Here is an 11,830-nt window from a genome sequence, read left to right on the forward strand (position 1 = left end):
TTTCTAGTCCCATATGGTTAATCGGCGAGGAAAAATTTTAGTCTAGGGCTCGTGCGATTGGCTAAGGCCGTGCTAAGGATGTCCGATGTCACTTTGGAAACGACTCCTTGATCTCGCCGGCACTGCCTTCCACCACGCCCAACATGATGCGGAACCGGCAGACCCGTGTGCGCCAGATCCCGGTGACATGGAGTTTGCCGCGGCGGTTGTGGCTTTGGCTGCAAAAATGGCGCGAGCCGATGGCAAGTCGACCTTAGACGAGGCCGCAGCCTTTCGTGCTGCTTTCCCCATTGCCCCCGATGAGCGGCCCATGTTCGACAAGCTGTTCGCTTTGGCGCAAGAAACGGTGCATGGGTTTGAGGGCTATGCGAAGCGGATCGGCAAACGCTATGTGGCCAAACCGTGCCTGCTGGAAGATGTCTTGGACGTCTTATTCGCGGTCGCTTCGGCAGATGGAGCTATTACCGAAGGCGAACTGAGCTATTTGACGCGTGTGGCCGAGCTTTTTGGGTTCACCGAGACAGAGTTTGCCCGTATCTCTGCCCCCTATTTCCCCGATCGCGCACCCGATCCCTACACCATCTTGTCGGTTTCCATTCAGGCCAGTGATGACGATATTCGCAAAGCTTGGACCCGCTGTGTGGCCGAGAATCATCCCGACAAATTCATTGCACGCGGGGCCCCGATTGAGTTTATCAAGGCCGCTCATGAAAAGACTGCGGCGATCAATGCGGCCTATGAGCAGATCAAAGCCAGTCGAAAGCAAAAAATGCGGGCTTCAAACAGCCCAGAATCTGGCGGGTCGCGCATGAATCCGACCAATGTCTATCAAAACGCACCAGCGGGATCATAAAACTGGGCACAAACACTTGACGTTAAGCGTTTCAGTGCCAATCTCTCAGCCATGCGTTCATTCTCTCACACCGCCCGGGCCATGTTTCAAAGCACCGTCGCTTTGGTATCAGGCTTGTTGATCGTTTCAGCGCTGTTCTTCGGCGTTATGGCTATGGCAATTGCTGGCCTAGTGATTGGCTTTGCTGGCGCGGTGCTGGCGAACTTCCGCCAACCAGAAACACGTGCCGTGGTCACGCTAGAAGCCCGCCGCACCGGCCGCGGCTGGAGCGTGGACCCTTCGGGCCGCTAAGCCACTTTTTTACCATTTAAAGGCATGCGTGTCCGCCGGGCGCGCAGAGACGTCGTCGGCGGCTGTTTTCACACACGCCGATGCAGCAAACCATTGACCTCAAATCGCTGACTATGGAACGAGACCTATATGCGTCCAGCCGATTTCCTCTTGCTTTTTGCCTGCTGTGTCGCGTGGGGCCTAAACCTGCCGCTAACCCGATGGCTGGTGGCTGATATCCCACCCATCTTTCTTGCTGGTCTTCGGTTTTTGGGATTGGCGCTTTTGTTGTCGCCTTTTCTGCGCCCCTTCCCCAAACAGTTTGGCCTCGTCTTTGCGATTGCGATGTGTATTGGCGGGGTTCACTTCGCCCTGTTGTTCTTGGGTCTGCAGGCAGCCCCAGCCAGTGCAGTTGCCATTGTGGGCCAGCTTGGTTTGCCCATCGTCACCATTCTTTCCATCATCTTCTTAAATGAAAAAGTACGCTGGCGGCGTACCTTGGGCATGACTTTGGCTTTTGCAGGCGTCATCGCCATTCTCTATCAGCCCGGCAAGTTCAGTTTCGAGATTGGCTTGGTTTATGTCGCAGCCTCTGCCTTTGTCGGCGCCACGGGCTCCATCCTGATGAAGCGCTTGGACCCGATCCCGGCCCTCAACCTGCAAGCCTGGGTTGGCCTTCTCTCCATCATTCCGCTCTTTGGCCTGTCTTTTGTGATGGAGACCAATCAAATCCCATCGCTTCTCCAATCAGACTGGCATGTCTGGGCAGGGATTGTGTTTTCGATTGTCGTGGTCTCCATCTTTGGCCATTCGGCCTATTATCAGCTGGTCAAAAAATACGACATCACGCTTCTCGCACCCCTGACCCTGATGACGCCGGTAATTGCCGTCGCCACAGGGATCTTTATCCTGAATGAGCCGATCACGCTGAAGCTGATCATTGGGGGTGGCCTCACGCTGGCGGGTGTGTTCTTAGTAGCGGCTCGTGAAAACAAAAGCCTGCCCAGTGACGCGGTTGCGCAGGCCAAAACAGGCTGAGATTGTCAGATGTTTGGTAATCCTATTTCTACTCGCCAGCCACGCCAAAGCCGGACTCGAAAAATGATGCCGCTTGAAATCATCCAATCCCCCTCGCCCAATTTTGATGAGCGTAAGCGGCCGATCCGTTTTGTGGTGCTTCATTATACCGGCATGCAAAGCGCTGATGCCGCCCTGCGTGTTTTGTCTGACCCCGCGCCGATGCGCACCGCTTATCTTAACGACATCCCGACCAACCCGCTTTTGCCTGACGGCACGCCTGCCCCCAAAACTCTGGTCCCTTCCCCCATGAGCCGGGTGTCGAGCCATTATTTGGTCTATGAGGATGGTCGCATCTTTCAATTGGTTGATGAATCAAAACGCGCTTGGCATGCCGGGCGCGGCTTTTGGGACGGTGAGACCGATATGAACTCCGCCTCCATTGGGATCGAGATCGCCAATGGCGGCGATGATTATGGCTTGCCCGAATACCCAGAGGTGCAGATAGAGCGCGTTATGGCGCTGGTGGCCGATATTGTCCGCCGCCATGGGCTGGACCGCCAACATGTGATTGGCCATTCCGATCTTGCCCCGATGCGCAAATCCGATCCCGGCGAGAAATTCCCCTGGAAGCGCTTTGCCGATGCTGGCCTTTCGATCTGGCCAGAGCCTGCCTTGGAAGATGGCGACCAGCGCAATTTGTTTGATGTTGAGGGCATGATGGACCGGGGCATTGCGGTGGTACAAACCGGGCTTGGCACCATTGGCTATGGCGTGACGGTCAATGGTATTTTGGATACCGAGACGCGGGCGGTTCTGCGCGCGTTTCAGCGCCGATTCCGGCCCAACAAAGTTGATGGCTTTATCGATGTTGAGACCGTCTCTCTTGTGGCGCGTGTGGCTGCCATCTTGCGCCCTGCCTAGCTTTGCCGCATGAGTTAGGCGTCAGACGGTCGGGCGGCCGCTCTTGCAAGGCTTGAAAAGGCGCAAGGGAGGAAAGTCCGGGCTCCACGCAAACATGGTGGCGGGTAAGGCCCGCCGGGGCGCTGCTTTCGGGCAGGGCTTTAGGGATAGCGCCACAGAGAATAGACCGCCCGTTAGGTCCTTGGACCCGACAGGTAAGGGTGAAACGGTGGGGTAAGAGCCCACCGCTCCGACCGTAAGGAAGGAGGCATGGCAAGCCCCACCAGGAGCAAGACCGAATAGGGACACCATGTGGCAGGCTTTGCTTGCCACGGCTCGTTTGTGGGTTGGCGTGTCCGGGTAGGTCGCAAGAGGCCTTGCGTAAGCAAGGTCCCAGATGAATGGTCGCACTGAGGGGGCAACCCCTTGGACAAAACCCGGCTTATAGACCGTCTGACACTTTGTTTTTGTGTGGAGGGGCGGTAAAAGTCCTTCGCGCCGTAGGGTGCATTCCGCACGGAATGCACCATGGTCAAGGCGTACTTGAATGTTTTCTTGACTCCGAACGCCTTCAAGCCGCACTCCGCTTGCCTTGAAGCCGCCCGACAATTGTTTCGGCGCAAGCTGAGGCGTCAATGGGTAAAATCGACTTCGTCGACGCGCGAAGCGCGCCCATTGACACCTCATCTTGCGCGCCCACACTGGAACGAAGCCTTTGCGTAGGCATAGCCTGCGGCAAAGGCTGTCCTAAGCGAAAACAACCAAACCAAAGACGGCTGCGAATGAACACGGTGCATTCCTGACGGAACGCACCCTACGGCGCGAAGCGCGTCACTAAACCAAACCAATTACGCCACTGACTTTTCAGCCAGCGCAGGCTAGCAAACAAAAGGGCAAATCGGCATACTCGCCCGTGGCGGTCGGGGCGCAATCTGTCGGGGACTGGAACTGGGTAAGCGATCGTTTCCTTCACCCTCTCAACAGTTTATGCAAGGAACGCCAGTCAATTCATTGAGTGTGATCGATAATTCGCGCTAACGGATAGAGGCTGGAGAAGCGGACAATGTGGAACAATTGGCTGTCGCGGCGTGCAAGCGGCTGGATATCTTGTGTGCTGGCCTTGATCTTGACTGCGCTTCTGGCGCACCCAGCGGCTGCCCAACCGACCGGCGCTGCCCTGATGCCGCCACAAGTTGCCGCGCGGCAGGTGGCCCCGCCGCATGTGGCACCCGGCACCACCTATAATCCTGCGATTCCTACCCCGACAGACGCACTTGGCTTTGCCCTTGGTGAGCATCCAGTCCGCCACCATGACCTTCTCGCCTATATGGGCACGCTGGACAGGCTGTCAGACCGGATCAGCGTCGAGGAAATCGGCCGCTCGCACGAGCGTCGCCCGATCCTGTTGTTGAAGATCACCAGCCCAGCCAATCATGCGCGCCTTGAACGCTTGCGCACCGAGCATTTGGCTCGGCTAGAGGCCGGAACTGAAGCGCCTGCCGACGCGCCCGTGTTCGTCTGGGCCAATTTCGGTGTGCATGGGGCTGAGGCGTCGGCCCAAGATGCGGCGCTGGCCACGGTCTATCATTTTGCAGCAGCCACAGGCAGCGAGATCGACACGATGCTCGACCGGGCCGTGATCTTGGTGGTGGTTGTACTCAATCCTGACGGCCATGCACTACGGGTCTCACGGGTTGACCGTTTTTCGGGCGAAGCCGGGGTAAGCGATCCTGCCCATTTCCAGCATAGCGGCTGGGGCGAGGCGCGGGTGAACCATTATGGTTTTGATCTTAACCGCGACTGGCTTTTGTTGAGCCAACCAGAAGCACGCGCATGGGTTGGGGCTTGGCAGCGCTGGGTCCCGCAGCTTTCACTGGACCATCACGAGATGGGCTCTAACAGCAGCTTCTACTTCCATCCCGGCGAGCCACGGCGGGTGAATGCCCTGATCACCCGGCGGCAGACCGAACTGGCAGAGAGGATTGCGGGCTATCATTCCCGCGCGCTCGATCCCGATGGCGTGCTTTATTATGCCGAAGAAGGGTTCGACAATTTCTATATCGGCAAGGGATCGACCTATCCGCAGGTCAATGGCGGCGTTGGTATTCTCTATGAAGCGGGCACTGCAGCAGGCGGGGCCGTTGAGGGCCGCAATGGCCTTCGCACCTATGCCGAGAACATCAGGCTTCAATTCCGCGCCAATCTGGCCGCCGTCACCGGCGCGGTTGAGATCCGGCGCGACCTAACCGCGTCACAAACCGCCTTCTTCCGGCAGGCGCGCGCCAATGCCCGTGCAGCTGGGCCTGCGGCTTACGTGGTTGCCGCCCCCGACGATCCAGCGCGGATGCAGCGCTTCTTGGCCCTTCTATCCACCCATGGCGTGACCGCCCATGCGCTGTCTGAGACCATCGAGGTTGGTGGCAAACGGTTCGAGGCCGGGCGCGCCTATCTGGTGCCAACCGACCAGCGGCAGGCCGCCATGGTTCGCGGCATCTTTGAGGCGCCGAAATCCTTCGAAGAAAACGTCTTTTATGACGTATCGGCCTGGACCATGCCGGTGGCCTATGACCTTGATTGGGCTGCCTTAGAGCCTGGTGCCTTCCGCCCCCGGCTGTTGGGAGAGCGGGCGCGCGGCGTGTTTGATCTTGAACCCGCACCGACTGCAGTTCTCGCCGAAGGGCCCTATGGCTATGTCGTGCGGTGGAGTGACCGCGCTGCGCCGCGCGTGGCGGGTGAACTCCTGCGCGCGGGCCTGTTGGTACGCGCAGCTTCGGCTCCGTTCGAAGCAGCAACCCCCTCTGGACCCGTGGCATTCGGGCGCGGCGCCCTGTTTGTGCCAACTGCCGGGCAACAGATGGATGCAACCACCCTTCACGCGCTGATGAGCAGGCTGGCGCGAGACGGCGGCGCGCAGATTTCACCGATTGTGTCTGGCCGTACGCCGAGCACCGCGACAGACTTTGGCGGCAACAAGTCTTGGACCACGATCACACGGCCTGAAATCCTGTTGCTGTTTGCGGGCGACGCGCCCCGCATGGAGGCCGGAGAGGCTTGGTGGCTCTTGGACCACGAGATGGGCCTACCCGTCACGCTGCGGCGTGCGAGCGATCTGAGCCGGACAGAGCTGTCACGCTATACCCATATTCTCGCGCTGGGTGCGGTCTCGTCTGGCTGGAGCCGGGCTGAAACCGAAGCACTGGCGCGCTGGACGCGGGGCGGCGGGGTGCTCATCGCCAGTGGTGCCGCAGCCCAATGGGCGCAGCGGTCCCTCGCAACCGAGACTGGCGAGACAGCCGCTGGCAGCGCCAGCCCTTCGGCGCGGCCCGCAGCCGCGCGTGCCCCAGCGCCTGCGCCCGATGGCAATGAAGCGAAAACCTCTGAGCAGTCGCAAGCAAGGCCCGCCCAGCCGCCACGTGACCGCCGCGATTTTGATCGCATGGAAGCTGGCGAGACCGAGCACATCATCGCCGGTGCCCTATTCAAGACCGACTTGGATCCAAGCCATCCTTTGGCGTTTGGTCATACCGACCGCGACCTTGCGATCATGAAGGTGGGTACTGCTGTGTTGGAATGGCCACAAGACGATGCCTATGCGGTTGTGGCCCGCTATCACGAGGCACCGCTTCTGGCGGGCTATGCGTCGCGCACATCCATCGCCCGTGTAGCCGGGGCACCCGCCGTCACCGCGACCCAGCGCGGCACGGGCACATTGGTTCTGTTTGCCGACAACCCCACCTTCCGGGGCACTTTCCCCGGCACAGAGCGTCTCTTGCTGAACGCGATCTTCATGAACCGCCACATCCGAGCACCCCGCGCCCCAGACCTCTCGGACGACATTGACTGATCGCGGCATGGGCGAACACGCTCCACGCCGTAGGGTGCATTCCTGACGGGAATGCACCCTGGTCAAGCAATTCCAGAAATCATTCTGAGTGGGGTGTCAGCCAAAACACTTGGAACGGTTCAATGCGCCGCTCCGCTTGCATTGAAGCCGCCCGACAATCCTTCTTGCGCAAGCTGAGGCGTCAATGGGTAAAATCGACTTCGTCGACGCGCGAAGCGCGCCCATTGACACCTCATCTTGCGCGTACACACTCGAGCACGGCCTTTGCGTAGGCATAGCCTGTGGCAAAGGCCTTCTAAGTGGAAGACGCTTGAACAAGACCGCAACGAACGAAGATGGTGCATTGCTTACAGAATGCGCCCAACAATGCCGGTGCCGTTAAACAGAAGAAGTTCTTGGAACAACGTCATCCCCGCCGGAGCGAAGCGGAGAGCGGGGATGACGTTGGACTTTGCGACTTGAGATCCCGGATCGTCTGCGCCGTCCGCGATGACCGTGCTCAAGACACGTGTTACAGGGCAACCCACCCAACAAAAAGGCCAGAGCATCTGCTCTGGCCTTTGTTCGAAAAGGTGCGGAAAAGCTTAGAGCCCCAACACCATCTTGGCGATGATATTGCGCTGGATTTCGTTGGACCCGCCATAGATGGAGGTCTTGCGCATGTTGAAATAGTTCGGCGAGGTCCAATGCGCATAATCGGGGCCGACGCCCATATTATCGCCATCATCGCGGAAACCGCGCACATAAGGGGCGGCATAATTGCCAACCGCTTCCATGGCGAGTTCGGTCAAGCGCTGTTGGATTTCGGTGCCCTTGATCTTCAGGATCGAGGATTCAGGGCCTGGGCCCTTGCCTGCTTGCTCGCGCGCCAAGGTGCGCAGCTCAGTGATTTCCAACGTGGTCAGATCAATCTCAAGCTCAGCGATCTTGCGTGAGAATTCTGGATCCTCGATCAGGCTTGCCCCATCCATCGTCTCCGCACGGGCCAATTCCTTCAAGCGCTTGACGCCAACTTTCGAGCGCGCGACGCCGGCAATGCCCGAACGCTCATGCGCCAATAGGAATTTCGCGCATGTCCAGCCCATATTTTCCTGGCCGACCAGATTGGCAACAGGCACGCGGACATTTTCAAGCCACACTTCATTGACTTCATGGCCGCCATCGATGGTGATGATGGGGCGGACCGTGATGCCGGGGGTTTTCATGTCGATCAGCAAGAAGGAGATGCCCTCTTGTGGCTTGCCATCATGCTTGGTGCGCACCAAGAAGAAGCCCCAATCGGCATGCTGGGCCAATGTCGTCCACGTCTTTTGGCCATTGACGATGTAATAATCGCCATCGCGCTCTGCCTTGGTTTTGAGGCTTGCCAAGTCAGAACCAGAGCCCGGCTCTGAATAGCCTTGGCACCACCATTCCTCACCCTTCAGGATAGGCGGCAAGAAGCGGTCTTTTTGCTCTTGCGTGCCGAAGGTGTAGATCACAGGTGCGACCATGTTGATGCCAAATGGCAGAATGGGGATGGTTTGGGCGCGGGCCAATTCTTCGCCAAAAATATAGCGCTGGGTTGGGCCCCAACCTGGACCGCCATATTGGACAGGCCAAGCCGGTGCAGACCAGCCACGTGCGCCCAAAATGCGGTGCCATTCTAAAAAGTCTTCTTTGCCCATATCGTCGCGGTCAGCAAAGGCCCGCAAGCGCGCTGGGTAGTTTTCTTCGATGAAGGTGCGAATTTCGTTGCGAAAGGCAATATCTTCATCGGTAAAAGCAAGATTCATTGGACGCTCCCGTTTAGCGCATCCTTCTCGCCGGATGCTGCCACTTGAAGAAGATCATAGTGCGAAGCGCGGTGGGATCAAGCACAATTCGCCATGAACCGCATGACCTTAACGCAAACGTCAGCTTGTAAACCAAGCCAAAGGCGACTGCATCGCGAAAACGTGACCCCATCGACAGGGCAAAGCCAGCTGTGCCACCTTTCTGTAGCCAGCATTCTATGCGACCTAGGCCGCCTACCCTTGGATACTCTGTATCGTTCAACCTGATTTTTTGAGACCTCTCGCCTATGTCTTTGCCCGCCAATCGCCTCATTTCACTGGATGTTTTTCGCGGTGCGACCATTGGTGCGATGGTACTGGTCAATAATCCGGGAACTTGGAGCGCAATCTATCCGCCCTTGGAACATGCAGCTTGGCATGGCTGGACCTTTACCGACACCATCTTCCCCTTTTTCATCTTCATTATGGGGATAGCCATTCCGATTGCGCTGGAACGGCGGCGCGCGGCAGGCCAAGCAGGCTTTGACCTCTATCTACAATTGGCGCGGCGCACCGCGGCACTCTTTGGCTTAGGTCTGTTTTTGGCCCTCTTCCCCTTTTACAATTGGATGAAGGGGGAATGGATCCAGATTGGCGACATGCGGATCATGGGCGTGTTGCAGCGCTTGGCCTTATGTTTCTTCTTCGCCTCGGTTTTATTCTTATGGCTGCGGCCGCGCGGGCTATTGATTGCGGCCTTTGCGCTGCTTCTGGGCTATTGGGGCTTGATGATTTGGGGCGGGCGCGGCGATTTGAGCCCTGAGGGCAATTTTTCCGGCCTGATTGATCGCTTGGTTTTGGGGCCTCATATGTGGAAAGGCTCTCCCCATTATGATCCAGAAGGCCTGCTCTCCACCCTGCCCTCTATCGCGACTTGTTTGTTTGGGGTTTTGACGGGGCAGTTAATCCAGTCGCCGAAATCCAATGACGCCAAGGTCGCAGAGATGCTGGTGTGGGGCTTTGTGCTGCTGACACTTGGGTGGATGTGGGGTGGGCTGTTCCCGATCAATAAACCGATTTGGACCTCGTCCTATGCGGTCTTCATGTCGGGCATGGCGATGTGTGTTTTAGGTGTGTGCTATTGGTTGATCGACATTAAGGGCAGCACATGGTGGACCAAGCCCTTTGTGATTTTTGGCGTGAACGCGCTGGCGCTATTTGTCGGCTCTGGCATGTTAGGTCGGGTCTTGAACATGGTGCCTGGAAGTATTGCGCCAGACGGCAAGCCTATCTCGCTCAAAGTCACGATTTATGAGGGCGTGTTTGCGCCTTTGGCGAGCCCGATGAATGCCTCACTTCTGTTTGCCATCTGCTTCATCGGCCTATGGCTGTTTTTGATGTGGCTGCTTTACCGGAAGAATATCTTCATCAAAGTCTAAGCGTCGTGGCGGGGCCTTAGGCCCGCAGCCCACCATCGCTAACTTTGGCGTCACGGCCTAAAGCTTGCAGCACCGCTTGCACGATCCCTTCGGCGTCAAGCCCAGCGAGGCGATATTGCAATTCAGGCTTATCATGGTCTTGGAAGATATCGGGCAGCGTCAGGGTGCGCACCTTCAGCCCGCGATCTAGGAGGCCATCGCCTGCAAGGAAGTGCAGCACAAAGGCCCCAAAACCACCCACAGCGCCTTCTTCAATCGTGATCAGCACTTCATGATGGCGCGCCAATTGCCGGATCAGATCATGGTCAAGCGGCTTAGCAAAGCGGGCATCGGCAACGGTTGTTGGCAGGCCCATGGCGGCCAGCTGTTCTGCCGCCATCAGGCTTTCGCTCAAGCGGGTGCCAAAGGACAGGATGGCGACGGTACCGCCTTCGCGGACGATGCGGCCTTTGCCGATCTCTAACGGAGTCAAAATCTGGGGAATTTCGACGCCAACCCCCTCGCCGCGCGGATAGCGGAACGCACTGGGGCGGTCATCAATGGCTGCGGCCGTGGCCGTCATGAGAGCAAGCTCTGCCTCATCGGCAGCCGCCATCAAGACCATGCCGGGCAAAGCCCCCATAAAGCCAATGTCAAAGCTGCCAGCATGGGTCTGACCATCCGCGCCCACAAGCCCCGCCCGGTCCATGGCAAATCGTACGGGCAAGGATTGTATCGCCACATCATGGACAACTTGGTCATAGCCGCGCTGCAGGAAGGTGGAATAGATGGCAGCAAAAGGCTTCATGCCATCGGCTGCAAGGCCTGCTGCAAAGGTCACCGCATGCTGCTCAGCTATACCCACATCATAGGTGCGGGCAGGAAACGCCTTGCCAAACACATCAAGGCCTGTGCCCGAGGGCATGGCCGCAGTAATGGCGACAATCTTATTGTCGGCTTCCGCCAGCTTCACCAAAGCATCGGCAAACACACGTGTATAGCTGGGCGCGTTTGGTTTGGCCTTGGCTTGTTCGCCTGTCACGACATTGAATTTGACCACACCGTGATATTTGTCGTCGGCAGCTTCGGCGGGCAGATAGCCCTTACCCTTTTGCGTCACAACATGGACCAAAACCGGACGGTCTTCGATCTTCTTGGCGTTTTCCAGCACATGGACCAAGGCTTCTAAATCATGCCCATCAATGGGGCCGACATAATAAAAGCCGAGTTCTTCAAAGAAAGTGCCCCCGGTTGCCATGCCGCGGGCAAATTCTTCAGCTTTACGGGCGGCTTCTTGCAAGGGCTTTGGAAAAACCGAAGCGGCCTGCTTGCCAACTTTGCGTAAGGTTCGATAGCCGGTGCCAGAAACAAGACGGGCCAGATAATGGCTCATACCGCCGACGGGTGGGGCAATCGACATATCATTGTCATTCAAGATAACGATCAGACGCTTGCTGGTTTCAGCCGCCTTATTCATCGCCTCATAGGCCATGCCCGCCGTGATCGAGCCATCGCCAATCACGGCGACGACATTATTGTCGCCCCCTTGCAAATCCCGGCTTGCACAAAAGCCTAGGGCCGCAGAGATGGAGGTTGCAGCATGGGCGGTGCCAAACGGGTCATAGGCGCTCTCGGTCCGCTTGGTAAAACCAGACAAGCCCCCACCTTGGCGCAAGGTACGGATGCGGTCCCGCCGCCCGGTCAAAATCTTATGCGGATAGGCCTGATGGCCCACATCCCAGATCAGCCGGTCGTGCGGCGTTTCGAACAC

9 protein-coding genes and 1 other RNA gene are annotated in these 11,830 nt (G+C 57.9%); 7 read left to right on the plus strand and 3 right to left on the minus strand.

From position 1 onward, the window contains the following. Window positions 1-85: 85 nt before the first annotated feature. From IOB61_RS14820 to IOB61_RS14845, 6 genes are all read left to right on the plus strand, one after another. Complete coding sequence (locus tag IOB61_RS14820; RefSeq protein ID WP_290818388.1) at window positions 86-853, plus strand: DnaJ family molecular chaperone; 768 nt, start codon at window positions 86-88, stop codon at window positions 851-853. 51 nt (window positions 854-904) lie between these two features. After that, window positions 905-1,144 (plus strand): hypothetical protein, encoded by a 240-nt coding sequence (locus tag IOB61_RS14825; RefSeq protein WP_290818391.1) that lies wholly within the window; start codon window positions 905-907, stop codon window positions 1,142-1,144. A gap of 129 nt (window positions 1,145-1,273) precedes the next feature. Next, window positions 1,274-2,161 (plus strand): DMT family transporter, encoded by an 888-nt coding sequence (locus tag IOB61_RS14830; protein ID WP_290818394.1) that lies wholly within the window; start codon window positions 1,274-1,276, stop codon window positions 2,159-2,161. Window positions 2,162-2,224: 63 nt separating this feature from the next. Next, window positions 2,225-3,064 (plus strand): N-acetylmuramoyl-L-alanine amidase, encoded by an 840-nt coding sequence (locus tag IOB61_RS14835; RefSeq protein WP_290818397.1) that lies wholly within the window; start codon window positions 2,225-2,227, stop codon window positions 3,062-3,064. 21 nt (window positions 3,065-3,085) lie between these two features. After that, window positions 3,086-3,504, plus strand: an RNA gene (gene rnpB / locus IOB61_RS14840) — RNase P RNA component class A. Window positions 3,505-4,154: 650 nt separating this feature from the next. Beyond that, complete coding sequence (locus IOB61_RS14845) at window positions 4,155-6,887, plus strand: M14 family zinc carboxypeptidase (RefSeq protein WP_290818400.1); 2,733 nt, start codon at window positions 4,155-4,157, stop codon at window positions 6,885-6,887. A 347-nt stretch (window positions 6,888-7,234) separates the two neighbouring features. Here the strand turns inward: IOB61_RS14845 and IOB61_RS14850 are convergent, their stop codons facing one another. Together IOB61_RS14850 and IOB61_RS14855 are read right to left on the minus strand one after the other, a co-directional pair. Next, window positions 7,235-7,435, minus strand: a complete 201-nt coding sequence (locus tag IOB61_RS14850) for a hypothetical protein (protein ID WP_290818403.1) — start codon at window positions 7,433-7,435, stop codon at window positions 7,235-7,237. A gap of 36 nt (window positions 7,436-7,471) precedes the next feature. Then, the gene (locus IOB61_RS14855) at window positions 7,472-8,662 is read right to left on the minus strand and encodes an acyl-CoA dehydrogenase family protein (protein ID WP_290818406.1); all 1,191 of its coding nucleotides are present in this window, start codon (window positions 8,660-8,662) and stop codon (window positions 7,472-7,474) included. Between the two features lie 287 nt (window positions 8,663-8,949). Between IOB61_RS14855 and IOB61_RS14860 the strand changes: the two genes are divergently transcribed. Next, window positions 8,950-10,080, plus strand: coding sequence for a DUF5009 domain-containing protein (locus IOB61_RS14860; protein WP_290818409.1), 1,131 nt, complete (start codon window positions 8,950-8,952; stop codon window positions 10,078-10,080). Between the two features lie 16 nt (window positions 10,081-10,096). On the opposite strand, the gene dxs is transcribed toward IOB61_RS14860, so the two are convergent. Further along, window positions 10,097-11,830, minus strand: a 1,734-nt coding sequence (dxs, locus tag IOB61_RS14865; RefSeq protein WP_290818412.1) for a 1-deoxy-D-xylulose-5-phosphate synthase, incomplete at its 5' end; no start/stop codon positions are given.

It is taken from the genome of Aquidulcibacter sp. (genome assembly GCF_020253525.1).
GTDB lineage: Bacteria > Pseudomonadota > Alphaproteobacteria > Caulobacterales > Aquidulcibacteraceae > Aquidulcibacter.